This window comes from Paenibacillus sp. PCH8 (assembly GCF_002968835.1).
GTDB lineage: Bacteria > Bacillota > Bacilli > Paenibacillales > Paenibacillaceae > Paenibacillus.
The window spans coordinates 532,803-551,591 of record NZ_PKQK01000001.1 but is presented as its reverse complement, the minus strand read 5'-3'; the positions used below and the strand labels follow the sequence as shown (position 1 = coordinate 551,591).

The 18,789-nt window shown below is 42.6% G+C and carries 11 protein-coding genes, 2 rRNA genes and 2 pseudogenes; 13 read left to right on the top strand and 2 right to left on the bottom strand.

Annotated features, from left to right (window positions below):
- Nucleotides 1-37: 37 nt before the first annotated feature.
- Nucleotides 38-916 carry an AraC family transcriptional regulator gene (locus C0Q44_RS02330; protein ID WP_105405886.1) on the bottom strand — a complete coding sequence of 293 codons (879 nt, stop codon included), beginning with the start codon at nucleotides 914-916 and terminating at the stop codon, nucleotides 38-40.
- Between the two features lie 168 nt (nucleotides 917-1,084).
- On the opposite strand from C0Q44_RS02330, the gene C0Q44_RS02325 reads away from it, so the two are divergent.
- Nucleotides 1,085-2,020 (top strand): MFS transporter, encoded by a 936-nt coding sequence (locus C0Q44_RS02325; RefSeq protein ID WP_258166133.1) that lies wholly within the window; start codon nucleotides 1,085-1,087, stop codon nucleotides 2,018-2,020.
- A gap of 5 nt (nucleotides 2,021-2,025) precedes the next feature.
- A complete protein-coding gene (locus tag C0Q44_RS30645) occupies nucleotides 2,026-2,256 on the top strand; it encodes a hypothetical protein (protein WP_258166132.1) in 231 nt (76 codons plus the stop codon).
- Nucleotides 2,257-2,348: 92 nt separating this feature from the next.
- Here C0Q44_RS30645 and C0Q44_RS02320 read toward each other — a convergent pair whose 3' ends face one another.
- The gene (locus tag C0Q44_RS02320; RefSeq protein WP_105405885.1) at nucleotides 2,349-3,101 is read right to left on the bottom strand and encodes a MurR/RpiR family transcriptional regulator; all 753 of its coding nucleotides are present in this window, start codon (nucleotides 3,099-3,101) and stop codon (nucleotides 2,349-2,351) included.
- Nucleotides 3,102-3,509: 408 nt separating this feature from the next.
- On the opposite strand from C0Q44_RS02320, the gene C0Q44_RS02315 reads away from it, so the two are divergent.
- From C0Q44_RS02315 to C0Q44_RS02275, 11 genes and pseudogenes are all read left to right on the top strand, one after another.
- Entirely contained in the window at nucleotides 3,510-5,372 is a 1,863-nt protein-coding gene (locus tag C0Q44_RS02315) for a beta-glucoside-specific PTS transporter subunit IIABC (RefSeq protein WP_105405884.1), read from the top strand.
- Between the two features lie 503 nt (nucleotides 5,373-5,875).
- Nucleotides 5,876-7,039 carry an MFS transporter gene (locus tag C0Q44_RS02310; RefSeq protein ID WP_258166269.1) on the top strand — a complete coding sequence of 388 codons (1,164 nt, stop codon included), beginning with the start codon at nucleotides 5,876-5,878 and terminating at the stop codon, nucleotides 7,037-7,039.
- 573 nt (nucleotides 7,040-7,612) lie between these two features.
- Nucleotides 7,613-8,498: pseudogene (locus C0Q44_RS02305) on the top strand (aminoglycoside phosphotransferase family protein).
- 233 nt (nucleotides 8,499-8,731) lie between these two features.
- Nucleotides 8,732-9,175: a DUF3888 domain-containing protein gene (locus tag C0Q44_RS02300; RefSeq protein WP_258166131.1), complete on the top strand. Its 444-nt coding sequence runs from the start codon at nucleotides 8,732-8,734 to the stop codon at nucleotides 9,173-9,175.
- 91 nt (nucleotides 9,176-9,266) lie between these two features.
- Entirely contained in the window at nucleotides 9,267-9,389 is a 123-nt protein-coding gene (locus tag C0Q44_RS30640; protein ID WP_258166130.1) for a hypothetical protein, read from the top strand.
- Between the two features lie 298 nt (nucleotides 9,390-9,687).
- Nucleotides 9,688-9,816: pseudogene (locus tag C0Q44_RS30635) on the top strand (integrase); the annotation flags it as partial.
- A 124-nt stretch (nucleotides 9,817-9,940) separates the two neighbouring features.
- A complete protein-coding gene (locus C0Q44_RS30630; protein ID WP_258166129.1) occupies nucleotides 9,941-10,108 on the top strand; it encodes a tyrosine-type recombinase/integrase in 168 nt (55 codons plus the stop codon).
- A gap of 1,392 nt (nucleotides 10,109-11,500) precedes the next feature.
- Nucleotides 11,501-11,845, top strand: a complete 345-nt coding sequence (locus tag C0Q44_RS29985) for a hypothetical protein (protein ID WP_181150820.1) — start codon at nucleotides 11,501-11,503, stop codon at nucleotides 11,843-11,845.
- Nucleotides 11,846-11,968: 123 nt separating this feature from the next.
- The gene (locus C0Q44_RS02285) at nucleotides 11,969-13,189 is read left to right on the top strand and encodes a TraB/GumN family protein (protein WP_105405880.1); all 1,221 of its coding nucleotides are present in this window, start codon (nucleotides 11,969-11,971) and stop codon (nucleotides 13,187-13,189) included.
- Between the two features lie 581 nt (nucleotides 13,190-13,770).
- Nucleotides 13,771-15,324: ribosomal RNA gene (locus C0Q44_RS02280) — 16S ribosomal RNA — on the top strand.
- 412 nt (nucleotides 15,325-15,736) lie between these two features.
- Nucleotides 15,737-18,661: ribosomal RNA gene (locus C0Q44_RS02275) — 23S ribosomal RNA — on the top strand.
- Together the 16S and 23S rRNA genes form the textbook arrangement of a ribosomal RNA operon.
- Nucleotides 18,662-18,789: the final 128 nt, after the last annotated feature.

Genomic DNA, 18,789 nt, shown 5'->3' with positions numbered 1-18,789 from the left:
TGTTGAAACCTATTGCCTTTTGTAGGCTGTAGTTTTTTTATTTGGTCTGACGCCATGTATGTCTGTAAGCTAGGGGCGTCATTCCGATTTTTTTCTTAAAAAGTTGATGAAAGAATTTCATATCCAGATATCCGACTGATGCGGCAATTTCGGCTACACTGCTGCGGCCTTCTGACAGGAGACGGCATGCTGCATCCATACGGATGTTTTGCAAGTAATTCGTAAAGCTCATTCCGGTATGGTCTTGAAAAAGACGACTGAAATGCCGCTTGCTAAGATTAGCTCGATCGGCAATTTCGCTAAGTTTAAGCCCGCTTGCATAATTGGAGTTAATAAAGGTAATTGCTTCGTCGATAGCCATCCACTGCGTCTTTTTTTCTAGGGAAGTAACGTTCTGTACCCGATGCCTAAATAAACCGATTAATATTTGCATGACGAGAGCAGAGAGAGCAGCCAAATATCCTGGAGGTTTTGTCGCAAATTCTCGATAAAGTTCACGGAACAGGTAATGATATGTACCATCAAGATCTTTCATAGAGAACCAATGTAACTGCTTGTTTGCGAAATATTCACATATGTCCGGAGCTTGCGGAAAACAGGAGTGGAGTTCCGTTAGATACTTTTCTTGAAACAAACAGTTGTAAACGATCAGGGGCCGATCTTTCTTGAGGGTTTTGGGCCGGTACACATGAGTACACCCAACTGGAATGAAAATAATAGTCCCTTGCTCCACAGGAACTGCCTCACCATCAATATAATGAACACCTGCACCTTCACTGATATATGTGATTTCAAAAAAATCATGGGAATGGGAGTTTAGTTCAAACGTTTCATAAACCCTGTTCACATTAATCGGAACGCTAGGCGCGAAAAGACCGTCTCCGGACATGATGAAATTGCTGTGTCTGATATTCATGATGAGGACTCCTTTATATTCCTTGTGTTTGATATGATCTTACGTATAATTTCGTTAAATGTCCATATTCACCTATAAAGATGTCTCTTATTACCTACTTTTTTATCTTGCTCTCCTCGTAGAATAGAGCCTAGATAACATGAGAATGACATCAGAAGGAGATTAACAATGAGGAAAAATGTCTTATTAATTATTGCGTTATTTGTTGCTACATTGAATTTGCGCCCAGCCATTAATTCCATATCTCCGCTGTTAGATACGATTCGGGAAGATCTGGGGATGAGCGCTGCACTAGCCAGTTTGCTAACTTCAATACCTGTACTATGTATGGGCGTATTTTCACCTTTTGCCGTCAAAGCAAGTGGGAGATGGGGAATAGAACGAATCATTGGATATTCCCTGATTGTGGTGGGAATCGGAATAGCCACTCGGCTATTTACACAGTCTACGTTCGTTTTACTTTTATCTTCATTGATCGTAGGTATCGGGATCGCTTCGATTGGCCCGCTAACTTCAGGTTTTATTAAAAAGTATTTTCCCGATCATGTTCCATCTATGATTGCACTCTATAGTATTGCAATCACTGTAGGGGCTGCTGTTAGTTCAATGGCATCCATTCCTTTAGAATCATACTTCAATTCTTGGCAGATAGCAGTAGGAGGGTGGGCAGTCATTGCCTTTGTAGCAGCGATCATGTGGTGGATCATGGTGAAGCCGCGATCTGAATCTGTTCATGTGAGTGAACGAGAAGAACGTCCGCAAATTAAACTTCCCTGGGGAAATAGAAGCGCATGGACGCTTACGCTTTCATTTGGATTAATGGCTATGTTGTTTTATTCTTTTACAGCGTGGCTCCCGTTAATGATACAGGAAATGGGGTATAGCAAATCCTATGCAACGCTTTGTCTGACCATATTTGTTGTCATCCAAATCCCGATTAGCTTTGTACTTCCTGTATTATTGAAGAACTTTCCTTCAAGAAGAGTATGGATGGTTGGTGAATCTCTGTTCATGATTGTTGGATTGATTTTATTGATGATGAATTTCATACCGATGGTTTCCGTTGTACTCTTTGGAGTTGGAGCAGGGGCTTGTTCACTTTAAACCTGATGTTACCGATTGATTCTACAACCAATGTGAACGATGCAACTTCCTGGTCAGCGATGCAGCAATCTGCTGGGTATGTTATTGGAGCGCTGGGTCCAATATTGCTAGGCTGGATTCATGATGCTTCCAATAGTTTCACACCTGCGATGATTGGAATGATTGTGATCATCATTCTAATGATTTTGACGCAAATTGCAGCAACACGAGGGAAAAAAGTAATGGAAAGCGTCTAACGCAGTCATCCCATTGAGAGCCATAATAACTTAAAAGAGAGTCCAAATGACTCTCTTTCTGGTGCATATTTTTAGAAAGAACGAGTTCTCTTTTATTGCTCTAATTCTGTATTTACCATTTCTTTAAAAACCTCTCGTCCCAGCCATTCCAAAAGGAACGCAACAGGAACCTGAGTGGTGATGTTAGTGGATTCGTAATACTCTTCTTTTACATAATAAGGGATATTCACATCTGATATTTTAGCCATGGTGGATTGGCGATTGTTCGTTATCGCCACAATTTTATGTTTCTCCTGCTTGATCCGTTGGAGATAAGGTAGAACATACGGGTTTTCACCTCGCGTAGATAATGCAATCGTAACGCTGTCTTTTTGCATTTTGATATGAACAGGATAATGAGGATCTTTTATGTACACGGAGCAGATCCCTAGATTTGAAAAAAATCGGGCTCCATACTCACCCATTATTCCAGAGCTCCCGATACCAATAAAAATGACGCTACTGGCTTTAGCAATTAATTTTGCTGCCATTTGAATTTTTTCCTCCAATTCAGGAGATTGAGAACGTTCAAAAAACTCATACACAGCATGATGTGGGCTTTTTAACTCCTGCTTCGTTAGTTTATCCTTTTGGGAAATGAGCATCTTAAGTTTTACTTTAAATTCCGAAAATCCCTCACATTGATTCTTTCTGCAAAATCGCATAATGGTGGCTGTAGATACATGAGTTTCATCGGCCAGCTCTCTAATCCGCATGTACGCCACTTTTTCCATGTTCTGAGAAATATAGTTATATAAAGATAGTTCCAATTCATTATAGGATGAGATTTGTTCACTGGTGAACATGGATATGCACTCCCTTAGACCATAATAATAAATACCTGCTTAGGCAGTATACATTACCTCCCCTAAAAAACAACGCGTTACATTTTTGTTACAAAAATCATTTCGTGTCAAAGGAAACTAAACACATAAATATTATATATTTTCTTCTCTGATCTGAGTAACATGACGTTATAACATATGTTTGATACTTCCATTATAACTGGCTAGACGCGTCCATGGTCAGAGAACGAAGGTGGCAATGAATAAACCAACCTACCCTTAACTAGTTCAAGTTTCAAGCTTGTTGAGCTTCTTTAGTCTGCTTGAGAATGTCACAATAGCTGTCAAATGAAAACATAATGAGTTTGTTTTGCCATCCTCAAAAATTTAGCTTTACTACCTTAATATACGTCGAAGGAGCCTTACATCATGGATAAACAACAATTGTCCAAAGATATTCTCAAACTGGTTGGTGGGGAAGAGAATATCGATCAAGTTACTCACTGTATGACTCGACTCAGATTCAATCTAAACGATAACAATCAAGCAGACAAAGCGACGTTAAAAAACACACCTGGCGTTATGGGTGTAACGGAAAACGGTGGACAGTTTCAGGTGATTATTGGCAATGAAGTTTCCGAAGTGTACAAAGCACTAGTGAACAATATGAGCATGAAGCCTAACGCAGAGAGTGCTCCAAAAGGTGGAAAGAAACAAAGGAATCCGATCAGCGCATTATTTGATTTCATCTCGGGCATGTTCACGCCAATCCTGCCAGCAATTGCTGGCGCAGGTATGATCAAAGGGATCGTGTCCATTCTGGTGGCTCTTGGTTGGATGACGAATACAAGTTCAACCTATATCATTTTATCCGCCGTTGGCGATGGTGCATTCTACTTCCTGCCTATTCTTCTGGCCGTTAGTGCTGCGAAGAAAATGGGGAGCAATGTTTATGTGGGAGCTGCATTAGCGGCTGGTCTTATGCACCCAACCATTGCAGCCTTGTTTCAAGAGGGTAATACATCGTTTGCAGGCATTACAGTTATTGCTACATCCTATGCATCATCGGTTATTCCCATCGTCATTGCAATCTGGATCTCTGCTTACGTGGAGAGAGCTATAGACCATATTACGCATGCTTCACTCAAAATGATTGTTGTACCAACTGTAACGTTACTTATCATGGTACCACTAACCTTGATCGCGATCGGGCCACTGGGTGGCATTATTGGAAACGGTTTATCTGTGGGTATCAGATGGTTATTTGATAACGCATCCATTTTTGCAAGTATTTTAATTGGTGGCACGATGTCTGTACTGATTATTACAGGCATGCATTATGCACTGTTGCCGCTTGCAGTTGGTTCGATTGCAACACTTGGTTACGATTTTATCGTTCCGTTAATGTTCGCAGCTAATATGGCCCAGGGTGGTGCTGCATTTGGTGTGGGCTTCAAGTCTAAAAATACCCAAACCAAATCACTTTCATATTCTACAGGACTGACCGCTCTTATGGGAATTACGGAGCCAGCCATGTACGGAATTAACATGAAATTCAAAAAACCATTTATTGCAGCGCTCATTGGGGGCGCAGTCGCTGGGGCGTTTTTGGGAGCCTTTTCGGTTAAAGCCTATTTCATTAGCACTGTAGGTCTTCCGGGAGCTGCCTCATATGTCGGTCCAGACATTAGCAACCTGCTCTATGCACTGATTGCTGCTTTAATTGCATTCGTTGTAGCTAGCGTAATTACTTATATTCTGGGCTTCCAGGAAGAGGTACCTGCACCATCAGCAACGTCTGCAACTATACCTGTAGTAACAGAAGACACTAAATTACAGGATGAACAAATATTCAGCCCTATCAGTGGGGAAGTTAAGCCACTTAGCCTGGTTCCAGATCCTGCTTTTTCAGAAGAAATGATGGGTAAAGGATTTGCCATTCAACCTACAGAAGGGCGTGCAGTTTCCCCAGTTAACGGCACAGTATTCTCTGTTTCTAAGAGTGGTCACGCTATTGGTCTCGTAAGTGATCTTGGCGCAGAGATGCTGATTCACATCGGGATTGATACGGTAAAGCTGAAAGGCCAATTTTTCTCGCCAAAGGTACAGGCTGGAGCAAAAGTATCCGTAGGAGACCTATTGATGGAATTTGACCGTGAAGAGATCGAAAAAGCGGGTTACAACATGATTACGCCGGTCATTATTACGAACATGGTTCAATATACCGATGTCCAATCGGCTGGGCGTACCACAATTCATGAAAAAGAATTGATGTACACAGTCAAAGCCTAATTGGATGTTATTCATAGCGGCAGTGATTCCAAGTTATCTCTGGAACGCTGCCGTTTTTGTCATGGTGCTGCATAGTAAAACTAAAAAACTTGTTCTTTCTACATAATACAAACAAAAAAACACTGCGTTACTTATGAGTAACAAATGTGATCTCATGTTAATTCAAACTAAAATGCCGAAATGTATATATTTATTTGAATAATAAAAGTAACATAAGTTTTGCGAAATATAATGTATTACAGACGGATAAGTAGGATTACTCTGAATATGGAGAATCTCTTATGGATTTAACACTGAAAGGTGGAACACGAATGAGTATAACCATTCGATTAGCGGCTGTTTTTTTGTGGGAAGGTCTTTAGCTACTAATTCAATAGAAGGGGCTTATATAGAAAATGGTTTTGTCCCCAGATGAGTGAATATAGAATATATATTTTAGTGAATAGTTGATTAATCTATTTTTCTAGAAATACAGAAATAAGAAGGTGCAATTTTTGAAAAACATGTGGAAAATATATTTATTAGCTGTAATTAGTTTTCTTAATGGCGCATCAGAATATGTTATTGCCGGGATCCTAGACAAAATTGCTGAGTCTAGCAACATTTCAGTTTCTTCTGCTGGACAGCTAATTACAGTGTTCTCAATAGCTTTTGGTGTAGGTACTCCTTTTTTAATTGCTTTCACATCTAAATTAGACCGAAAAAAACTCTTAGTTTATGCATTAACTGTATTCTCTGTTATTAACATTCTAATTGCTACGATAACAGGATATGAGATGCTTATCGTAGCTAGAATCATTTCAGCACTTAGTGCCGGTGTTATTCAGGTTACGCTCCTTACTCTTGCTGCGGTTTTGGCTGCTCCAGGCAAGCAAGGCAGTTCAATTGCTACGGTTATTATGGGAAATAGTACGGCATTAGTTATCGGTGTACCCATAGGTAGGGTTGTAGCTTCCCATTATGATTGGAACATCATATTTATTGGTCTTGGAGTAATAGGACTTATTCTCTTATTCCTAGCGCTGCTGATCATACCCAAAGTAGTTGCTGAAGAAGTTGTTCCTTTGCGTGATCAGTTTAAATTCATCATGCAACCGCGTATCGCAGCAGCGTTACTGATTACGTTCGTGTGGTTAGGCTCATATTCCATTTTATTTACGTACATTTCACCGTATCTCCTTGATATATTTAGCATGAGTGATCAGGGTGTAACGGTAGCCCTGTTTATATTTGGTATCGCTAGTGCTATAGGTTCCAAAGTAGGAGGACTCAGTACAGATAAATGGGGTACATTCCGTACACTAGCTGGTGGAATGATACTCCATGCCATTGCATTACTGTTGTTCCCGTTTATAGGCCAATCTATATTTCTTCTATATATATTACTCATTTTCTGGGCACTAGCAGCCTGGTCCTCAGGTACGCCGATCCAATTTCAGCTTATAAGTCTCGCTCCCGCTGCTTCAGGCATTGTACTTAGTTTGCATAGCGCGATTGGACAAGTTGGAATGGCTGCCGGAGCTGGTGTCGGGGGTATTGCTGTCAACCACAACTTGTTGAACTACATTCCATGGATCGGTGCGCTTGCCCTTGTAATTGGCATCGTAACAACGTTGCTTGATAACTCCCTATCTAAAAGAAAACAAACGAAACAATCTTTGCAATAAATAAATACTTGTATCATCTTCGTTTTGATACATGGGGTTAACGAAGTACAAAACCTCTATAAAACAAAGAAAGCAGCTGACCCAAGTGATCAGCTGTTTTCTTTGTTTTATTAATTTATGACTCAGTAACCGGCAAATCGGTATTGGATCTGAAGAGCGTTCGGAAACTTCATACTTCTGGGGAGAGCATATTGTGGAAAGTTATATCGTCCATAATGAAGTTGTTTTAGCCGGGATCTAATCCGGGTTCCAATTGAGTCTACAGGATAGATAGGGCATGTGAGGAGGCATCCAGAGTAATTGTCGAGGGACAAGAACTTGTACCGATTACCATATTGGATAGGAACATGTTCCTATTGCCGACTGGGCATATATCTAATCGTCATTATTCCCGTCAATTCAATGAACTAACGGGCAGGATAGTGGAATAAGAAGTTCTTGTAATAGTAAGTATATGGTACATTAAATGTAATCAAATTAAAGGGGTTGATAAGGATGCGTTTATCAAATAAATTTGTGACTGTATCTGGGTTTTGGGTGATGAATAAATAAGATTAAAGGGAGAAATTATAAATGATAAAAATTGATGTAGATTTAGTTTCAAAGTTAATAAATAGCCAATTTCCAGAGTGGACTGATTTTGAAGTTAAGCCTGTTAAAAAAAGTGGAAATGATAATAAAACTTTTCACTTAGGCAATAGTATGAGCGTTAGGTTACCAAGTGATGAAGCCTATGTACCCCAAGCTGAAAAAGAACAAAAATGGTTACCCATTTTAGCCAGGCAACTTTCTACACAAATATCTGAACCATTAGCTAAAGGAGGACCAAGTGAGGATTACCCACACCCTTGGTCAGTCAACAAATGGTTGGATGGAGAGACATTAACTTTAGAAAATATAGATGATTCAAATCAATTTGCAAATGATTTGGGAGAATTTTTAGTTGAATTACAATCTATTGACGCGAGTGAAGGTCCTTTAGCTGGCGAACATAATTTTTATAGAGGCGGAGATATTGTTGTATACGATTATGAGTGTAGAGATGCCATTAATAATAATGTAAATACTTTTAACAAATACCTATTTGGAAGGAATATGGGAATTGGCATTAACTTCAAAGTGGGCTGGTGAACCAGTTTGGGTCCACGGTGACATAGCCCCAGGAAATATATTAATTGAAAACTGTAAATTGTGTGCGGTTATTGATTTTGGGATATTGGGGGTAGGAGACTCTTCTTGCGATGCTGCAATGGCATGGACTTTTTTTGATGATAGTAGCAGAAAGTCATTTAAGAATGCATTGAATTTTGATGCAGAAACTTGGAATAGAGCAAGAGGTTGGGCTTTATGGAAGGCTTTAATAACCTACAACTATAATAAACAATCTAACAAAGCAGTTGCAGATGAACAATGTAATATTATAGAAGTAATCATTAATGATTACGAAAGTGAAAGATAAAGGCATTAAAATAGAATTTTTAATTGCACTGAAGGGTGCGTTAACGGAGCTGTCTTTAAGGCAGCTTTTTCTTATGCAACCATCGGAGCAGGTTAGTTTAATTTTAGTCATGGAGAAACGTATCACAAATTAATGGGGAAGTATGGGGATCGGCTGGTTCAGACCCGGTCGATACTGTTCATCTATCTTATTGAACTAACGGGCAGAATAGTATAATAAATTCTCTTCATTTAGTGAAAACTACCCTTGAAAATGCTGAAGATGAGGGTTTAGAAATGAAAAGATTTATTGGATCATTGCTAACAGTCATCATTTTCTTGATGGCAATCGAGCCTGTTTGTGCAAAGGCAAACGATGAACCGTTAAAACGGTTAGTACTTACTTTGTTAGCTCCAAAAATACAGGAACAGATTAACCATTACTACAAAAATAAATTAACTGTATCACCTACGTTTACGCCTTTTTTGGATGGAACTAATGTAGACGTTAAATATCATTCTTCACATATTGATGTTCAGGTTAAAACAATCCCGTACGTAGGACCTCATTTGGATGTTGGACTCGACTCGATGAGGTTTAGTATAAATAACTCCGGATCAGTAGTGGTTCTTGACTATCAGCACATTAGGGATTATGACTTGCCTCCTAACTGGCAAGAAATTATTAAAACTCGTTAAACTAACGGGAAACTTTAGTTATATAGCCCCAGTCTAAAACCTCTTATTCGAAGCAAACTAGAATTAATTGCTCTTAATAGGAGGTTTTATTATGATTTTAAGTGAACTCTGGAATCATTATGAGGCAGATAAACGAATTCAAGGATTTAGTCCAAATACATTACGTGCTTATGCTTTGCAACTCAAAATGCTGGTTTCGGATCTCGGGATGTAGGTACTTCGGGGGTAACTCTAAATCTCCTGAAGGAATACTTAGCAAAGCAATCGGATCGTTTAAAGCCAAGTAGCCTTGGCCATCGTATTCGTTTTGTACGTTCCTTATTTCGGTTTGCATATGAAGAAACCTATTTATCTAGCAATCCTTCCATTAAACTGCGTGAGCCAAAAATGGAGAAGCTGGTACCTAAGTTTTTGATGGAGGAAGATGTGATTCATTTAAAAATCTAGTGTCAGACCTAACGGGAAAGAGGTCTTCTTGAATTCTAGATTGTACAGGATGTCGCATTGGTGAGGTGGAGAAGTTAAACATTGAGGACTTGAACTGGGAAAACTGTTCGGTAATTGTAAACGGAAAAGGGGCAATGCAAAGAGAAGTTTACTTTACCACGGAGTGTAAAGTATGGTTGAGAAAGTATTTAGACAGTCGCGAAGACTCATGTAAAGCCTTATTTGTAACAGATACCAGCCCAGTGAGACGAATGGCTATACCGACACTTAAGATGGGCATTAAAGCGCTTAGCATCTCGTGGGGCGGTTGCCGCAAACGTGTATCCTCATCGTTTTCGTCATACCTATGCATGTCAGTTGCTCGACAATGGAGTACCATTAGAATTTATTCAAGGCATGTTAGGGCATGAAAAAGCATCAATTACACAAATCTATGCTCAACTACGCGGTGGACGACGGAGAGAACTATATCGGCGTTTTTTTTAGCCTTGTTAGCCCTAAATCCAACTTGCTTAGGACGGTTTTTCCTTATTTCTAGTCTTACTGATATCATTTTATTTTCTCATTTTTTATACAAAAAAGGACCTGAATGAGGAATATATCATGATCTAAGTGGAAATAATCTATTATATGGGGCTAAGGCTATGGGGGTGGATATTATGGTAAAAAAACAATTATAATGTTTTTGTAGTAATGATGATTTCAGGAATGATAAAGCCTACAAATCTAATTGTTGAACAACATGATGACCAGTCACATCAGGTACTTCAGCATTAGAACCTAAAGCGGATAAAAATGAATTCAATGTGAAATCATCGTATTTTAGTAATCCAGTGCAAGATCCGGACTTAAGTCAACACTTAGATCCAGATACATTCAGATTTAATGGTAGGATATATACAGAACATGGAACTTTTGAATGGGTGGAAAAGCAGATAATTTTCAACGAATCTGAAATAGCTCGCCAATTAAATCAAGTCAATGACAAGACTGAACAATTAATGATTCCTATGTTTGGATCAGTATATCTCAGAGTTGAAACGAAGCGGAATAAGGTTAGAGAATAACATTTTGGATTACGAACATGGTGCAGATCTCGAGGGCCCAACTTGTCGAGGGACAATAACATGCTCCCATTGAGGGTCGCTATGTTAGCTGCTTTTTTTATTGTATGGGATTCGTTGTTTTCGTGCAGAAAAATTCACAATGTAATTCCATCATATAGGTTTAGATAAATGAATAGAATCTACTAAAGAGTATGCAGACATATTTAGAAAACTACTTTTTTAATAGGTAATAGAAGTAAGTAATATTTCATGAAGTACCCTTCTAATAGAATCCAAGCAACATATAAGTATACATTTTATTGTGAAGAGAGAATGAATGTTAGCAATTACATAATGGGTTTCTAGGAATTTTTACTGATAGTAGGATTGAATGTTCAAATAATACTTTCCTTGAATAAGATATATTTGTTCATACAATGAGAATCAAAACTCTCAGTCTTATAACGAAATAAGAGAGAGACAATTACTAATATAAAAAGTTAATAAATTGGATATAAGAGTTAAATTTAAATCAATAGCAAAAGACCGCTTCTCAAAGTAAAAAGAGAGCGGTTTTTTTGCTATTGGTACCTTAGAATTATCCGGTTTAATCCCTTAACAATTTTATGCATAAATATACAAAAGAGGATTTGCTGTTTTTCTCAGCATTTGTGAAAAAGATGGAGATTCTTTAGCTTTAGCATTAAGTTACTCTCGGTAAATATGAAAAAATGGCTTGATTTATAAGGCATTATCGATGATTTTCTCTCACTAATTATGACAACACACAGGTGTGTGATGGTGTGTGTGTTTAGTTTAAATACTGTTAGGTGTGGTAGTTGGTGTGCTGCGTGGTGTCGTGTTAAATCGAGATCGGGAGAGGGTTATGATCATGCAGCAGTTAAAAGGGTTCTATACACAGTTCTTGAGGGAGCCTCTGTGGTTTAAAGCATTGATTCTGACCACATTGCTACTTTCAATTGTATTTAGTAGTTCAACCTTTTCAGAGCAGGGCAATTACCGAAGTATCTCCAAATTAGCTATCGCTATTTTCTTCGTCGCATATGGAGTGAAGCTGCGGGGGAATCGGAAGGTTTCTATAGTATTCATTTTCCTGGCACTGATCAGTATCTATTTATCGTGGATTAACTTAGACTTTGCGAACATCGAGCATTGAAGGGATAAAGTGCTGCTCCATATTTGGAGTGGCACCAATTCTCATCTTTATCCGTAGTATCTAAGTATGCCCATTCTATTAAAATGATTGGAAACTATATTTAATAAAGGAGAATACATAAATATGATGAATTGGAAACGCACGCTATTATCTCTTACAATCTCGGTAGGTTTGCTCGCATCTGCGGTACCGGCAATGGCGGCTCCTCAGGGAACTTCCGTTAAGGTCAATGATCAAGCGGTGAAATATGCTACAGGAGCGCCGATCCTGGAGAAAGGCACAACACTGGTTCCGCTTCGCACCACACTGGATGCCATGGACGTGCAACTGACTACTGCGACAGATGATACAATCACTGCTGTGGTAGATGGCAAAACGATTACACTCAAAAGCAAGCTTACACGCATTAATGGCGTAACATATGCGCCGATCCGTATCGTTGGTGATGCAGCAGGTTATGAAGTACGCTGGGATGCTGCAACGCGCACAGTACTCTTGGTATCCAAAGGCGAAACAACTGAAACTGTTCAAACCGGTGGACGCGGCTTCATGTGGGAAGTTGAAAACAATGGCAACAGAGTCTATCTGGTAGGGTCAATGCACATTGCTGATGAGAGTTTCTACCCGCTGCGTCCAGAGTTTGAAGAAGCTTTTGCTGAAGCTGATTATCTCGGTGTAGAGATTGATATTAGCAAAGCTGCTGATGAAGAGCAGCAAAAGTTGGTTCTAAGTCTGGGTTCGTATCAGGATGGAACAACGCTGAAAGATCATATTTCCAGTAAGACTTATACCAAGTTGGGCGATATTTTGAAGAAAAGTGGTCTGGAGCCTAAAGCTTTGGATGCATTCAAGCCTTGGGTGGTAGAGAGCACGCTGGCGAGCCTGAAGTCAGCATCTGCTGGATATGAAGCGGCTTCAGGAGTGGACCTGTACTTCATTCAAAAAGCAATCGAACGCAAACTCCCGGTGATTGAGTTGGAGTCCTACGAATCTCAATTAGGGATGTTCAACGAATTCTCAAAAGATCTGCAAGAGAAAACGTTGAAAGCAACACTGGATAACTTCGATGTGCTGGATGACAGTGTGAATCAGATGGCCGATATGTGGAAAACAGGTAATGACGAACAGTTGCTTGAAATGACAAACAGTTTCTCCGATGATGAAGAGTACAACAAAGCAATGCTGGTTGATCGTAATATCGGCATGGCCGACAAAATCGATGGTTACCTGAAAAGTGGTAAAGGCGAGGAGTATTTCATCGTAATCGGCGCAGCGCATTATCTGGGTGACCACGGGATCGTGAAACTGCTTGAGGACAAAGGCTATAAAGTAGAACGTAAATAAATATAGACTATTTTAGAGAATAACCCTTTCGCCTCGAATATGAGAGATGAGAGGGTTATCTTCTATATATAGAAGAAAGACAGATTAAATAGAGAAGATTCTGCTGTGGAATAGTGCAATGGGATCTAAGATTTCATCTTATATTGAAGTTAGTGGATACGGCAAAAATATGGATTTAATATTTTAAAAATTAACGCTTTACAAGTACTTGTTCTGCATGGTATATTATTTATCCGGCCAAGAAAACACGGTTACACGGTGTGGCAAGCGAGTGAATAAGCTTCGAAAGAAACTTAAAAAAAGAACTTGCAAAGTTGGTTCGGACATGATATTATACAAAAGTTGCTGAAGAGAAAAATGTTCGGTGGCGAAACGAGTTTGATCTTTGAAAACTGAACAACGAGTGAGTAAACATTCTGCTTGCAGAATGAACGCGAAAGTTGGAGACAAGCCTTGGCTTGGATCGACTAGAGCACAAATGAGATTTTTAATCTCGTCAGATTCAAAATGAGCATATCGCTCTTTTCAAATACTTGAGATGAATTTCAGTAGCGTCTAACCACGCTACTGAAATTCATCTTTTATTGGAGAGTTTGATCCTGGCTCAGGACGAACGCTGGCGGCATGCCTAATACATGCAAGTCGAGCGGACTTGAAGAGAAGCTTGCTTCTTTGATGGTTAGCGGCGGACGGGTGAGTAACACGTAGGCAACCTGCCCTCAAGTTTGGGACAACTACCGGAAACGGTAGCTAATACCGAATAATTGTTTTCTTCACCTGAAGGAAACTGGAAAGACGGAGCAATCTGTCACTTGGGGATGGGCCTGCGGCGCATTAGCTAGTTGGTGAGGTAACGGCTCACCAAGGCGACGATGCGTAGCCGACCTGAGAGGGTGATCGGCCACACTGGGACTGAGACACGGCCCAGACTCCTACGGGAGGCAGCAGTAGGGAATCTTCCGCAATGGGCGAAAGCCTGACGGAGCAATGCCGCGTGAGTGATGAAGGTTTTCGGATCGTAAAGCTCTGTTGCCAGGGAAGAACGCTTGGGAGAGTAACTGCTCTCAAGGTGACGGTACCTGAGAAGAAAGCCCCGGCTAACTACGTGCCAGCAGCCGCGGTAATACGTAGGGGGCAAGCGTTGTCCGGAATTATTGGGCGTAAAGCGCGCGCAGGCGGTCATTTAAGTCTGGTGTTTAATCCCGGGGCTCAACCCCGGATCGCACTGGAAACTGGGTGACTTGAGTACAGAAGAGGAGAGTGGAATTCCACGTGTAGCGGTGAAATGCGTAGATATGTGGAGGAACACCAGTGGCGAAGGCGACTCTCTGGGCTGTAACTGACGCTGAGGCGCGAAAGCGTGGGGAGCAAACAGGATTAGATACCCTGGTAGTCCACGCCGTAAACGATGAGTGCTAGGTGTTAGGGGTTTCGATACCCTTGGTGCCGAAGTTAACACATTAAGCACTCCGCCTGGGGAGTACGGTCGCAAGACTGAAACTCAAAGGAATTGACGGGGACCCGCACAAGCAGTGGAGTATGTGGTTTAATTCGAAGCAACGCGAAGAACCTTACCAGGTCTTGACATCTGAATGACCGGTGCAGAGATGTACCTTTTCTTCGGAACATTCAAGACAGGTGGTGCATGGTTGTCGTCAGCTCGTGTCGTGAGATGTTGGGTTAAGTCCCGCAACGAGCGCAACCCTTATATTTAGTTGCCAGCACATCATGGTGGGCACTCTAGATAGACTGCCGGTGACAAACCGGAGGAAGGTGGGGATGACGTCAAATCATCATGCCCCTTATGACCTGGGCTACACACGTACTACAATGGCCAGTACAACGGGCTGCGAAATCGCGAGATGGAGCCAATCCCAACAAAGCTGGTCTCAGTTCGGATTGCAGGCTGCAACTCGCCTGCATGAAGTCGGAATTGCTAGTAATCGCGGATCAGCATGCCGCGGTGAATACGTTCCCGGGTCTTGTACACACCGCCCGTCACACCACGAGAGTTTATAACACCCGAAGTCGGTGGGGTAACCGCAAGGAGCCAGCCGCCGAAGGTGGGATAGATGATTGGGGTGAAGTCGTAACAAGGTAGCCGTATCGGAAGGTGCGGCTGGATCACCTCCTTTCTATGGAGAATCGTTTCCTGTAACGGAAACATTCAAATAAGCAGGTTCTTTGGAACCTGCACAGCGATTCATTTCGGTCCGTCACTTCGGTGTGGATGAAATGAAAAGCAAAAACACTCACTCGTTGCTCAGTTTTGAGAGCTCAAACTCTCAAACAGCTTGCTTTTGCATGGAGCTTGTTCTTTGAAAACTAGATATCGAAACGAAATTTTGCGAATTAGAACATTCCTTTAAGGGATGAATGCTTGTTCGGTTCAAGTAACCGATCAACAATCATCCTAGCTGATCTTGTGTAAACAAGTGAAGTGTTTATAAGGTAGATAATTGCTGTTGTGATGGTATCGAATGGGAGTGACTTTTGGCTTTGCGCAAGCAAAACAAGGGAAGCGAGCCGTCGAAACCGGAACAATTTGGTTAAGCTACTAAGAGCACACGGAGGATGCCTAGGCGCTAGGAGCCGATGAAGGACGTGGCGAACAACGAAACTGCCTCGGGGAGCTGTAAGCAAGCTTTGATCCGGGGGTGTCCGAATGGGGAAACCCAGCTGGGGTAATTTCCAGTTACTCATAACTGAATACATAGGTTATGCAGAGGCATACCAGGGGAACTGAAACATCTAAGTACCCTGAGGAAGAGAAAACAATAGTGATTCCGTCAGTAGCGGCGAGCGAACGCGGAGAAGCCCAAACCAGAGAGCTTGCTCTTTGGGGTTGTGGGACGTCTCACATGGAGTTACAAAGGAACCGATTAAGCGAAGAGGTCTGGAAAGGCCCGCCAAAGAAGGTAAAAGCCCTGTAGTTGAAAGTTGGTTCTCTCCGAGACGGATCCCGAGTAGTGCGGGGCACGTGAAACCCCGTATGAATCCGGCAGGACCATCTGCCAAGGCTAAATACTTCCTAGCGACCGATAGTGAAGCAGTACCGTGAGGGAAAGGTGAAAAGCACCCCGGAAGGGGAGTGAAATAGAACCTGAAACCGTGTGCTTACAAAAAGTCAGAGCCCGTTTTAGGGTGATGGCGTGCCTTTTGTAGAATGAACCGGCGAGTTACGTTCCCGTGCAAGGTTAAGGTGAAGAGCCGGAGCCGCAGCGAAAGCGAGTCTGAATAGGGCGACATAGTACGTGGACGTAGACCCGAAACCGGGTGATCTACCCCTGTCCAGGGTGAAGGTGCGGTAACACGCACTGGAGGCCCGAACCCACGCATGTTGAAAAATGCGGGGATGAGGTGGGGGTAGCGGAGAAATTCCAATCGAACTCGGAGATAGCTGGTTCTCCCCGAAATAGCTTTAGGGCTAGCCTCGGAAAACAGAGTCGTGGAGGTAGAGCACTGATTGGGTGCGGGGCCCGCAAGGGTTACCAAGCTCAGTCAAACTCCGAATGCCATAGACTTACTTCCGGGAGTCAGACAGTGAGTGCTAAGATCCATTGTCAAAAGGGAAACAGCCCAGACCATCAGCTAAGGTCCCCAAGTGTGTGTTAAGTGGGAAAGGATGTGGAGTTGCACAGACAACCAGGATGTTGGCTTAGAAGCAGCCACCATTGAAAGAGTGCGTAATAGCTCACTGGTCGAGTGACTCTGCGCCGAAAATGTAACGGGGCTAAACACGCCACCGAAGCTATGGCTTGATGCAGTGCATCAGGGGTAGGGGAGCGTTGTATAAGGGTTGAAGGTGTACCGTAAGGAGCGCTGGACATTATACAAGTGAGAATGCCGGTATGAGTAACGAAAAGACAAGTGAGAATCTTGTCCGCCGAAAGCCTAAGGGTTCCTGAGGAAGGCTCGTCCGCTCAGGGTAAGTCGGGACCTAAGGCGAGGCCGAAAGGCGTAGTCGAAGGACAACAGGTCGAAATTCCTGTACCACCGTAAGCCGTTATGAGCAATGGGGGGACGCAGTAGGGTAGTGACGCGGACTGATGGATGTCCGTCTAAGCAGTAAGGCTGATGTGTAGGCAAATCCGCACATTACTAAGGCTGAGCTGTGATGGGGAGCGAAAATTATAGTAGCGAAGGTCATGATCTCACACTGCCAAGAAAAGCCTCTAGCCAGGTGATGGTGCCCGTACCGCAAACCGACACAGGTAGGCGAGAAGAGTATTCTAAGGCGCGCGGAAGAACTCTCGTTAAGGAACTCGGCAAAATGACCCCGTAACTTCGGGAGAAGGGGTGCCCCGGTAGTGTGAATAGCACGAGGGGGCCGCAGTGAAAAGGCCCAAGCGACTGTTTAGCAAAAACACAGGTCTGTGCGAAGCCGTAAGGCGAAGTATACGGGCTGACGCCTGCCCGGTGCTGGAAGGTTAAGGGGAGTGGTTAGGAGCAATCCGAAGCTGTGAACCGAAGCCCCAGTAAACGGCGGCCGTAACTATAACGGTCCTAAGGTAGCGAAATTCCTTGTCAGGTAAATTCTGACCCGCACGAATGGCGTAACGACTTGGGCGCTGTCTCAACGAGAGATCCGGTGAAATTTTAATACCTGTGAAGATGCAGGTTACCCGCGACAAGACGGAAAGACCCCATGGAGCTTTACTGCAGCTTGATATTGAATTTGGGTACGATCTGTACAGGATAGGTGGGAGCCTTTGAAACGTGAGCGCCAGCTTGCGTGGAGGCAACGTTGGGATACCACCCTGATCGTATCTAGGTTCTAACCTGGTACCGTAATCCGGTGCGGGGACAGTGTCAGGTGGGCAGTTTGACTGGGGCGGTCGCCTCCTAAAGAGTAACGGAGGCGCCCAAAGGTTCCCTCAGAATGGTTGGAAATCATTCGAAGAGTGCAAAGGCATAAGGGAGCTTGACTGCGAGACCTACAAGTCGAGCAGGGACGAAAGTCGGGCTTAGTGATCCGGTGGTACCGCATGGAAGGGCCATCGCTCAACGGATAAAAGCTACCCTGGGGATAACAGGCTTATCTCCCCCAAGAGTCCACATCGACGGGGAGGTTTGGCACCTCGATGTCGGCTCATCGCATCCTGGGGCTGAAGTAGGTCCCAAGGGTTGGGCTGTTCGCCCATTAAAGCGGTACGCGAGCTGGGTTCAGAACGTCGTGAGACAGTTCGGTCCCTATCTGTCGTGGGCGTAGGAAATTTGAGAGGAGCTGTCCTTAGTACGAGAGGACCGGGATGGACGTACCGCTGGTGTACCAGTTGTTCCGCCAGGAGCACCGCTGGGTAGCTATGTACGGAAGGGATAAACGCTGAAAGCATCTAAGCGTGAAGCCCCCTCAAGATGAGATTTCCCAGTATGTAAGACCCCTTGAAGACGACGAGGTAGATAGGCTGGGGGTGGAAGTGCAGCAATGCATGGAGCTGACCAGTACTAATCGGTCGAGGGCTTATCCAATATGCAAGTGATAAATCGCAAATTTCGTTTCGAATCTAGTTTTCAGAGAATGATCTCTGAAATGAAAATTGGTACATCACAGAACGTGTGTATGATTTTCAGTTCCATATTTGATTTCAAGAAGCTAT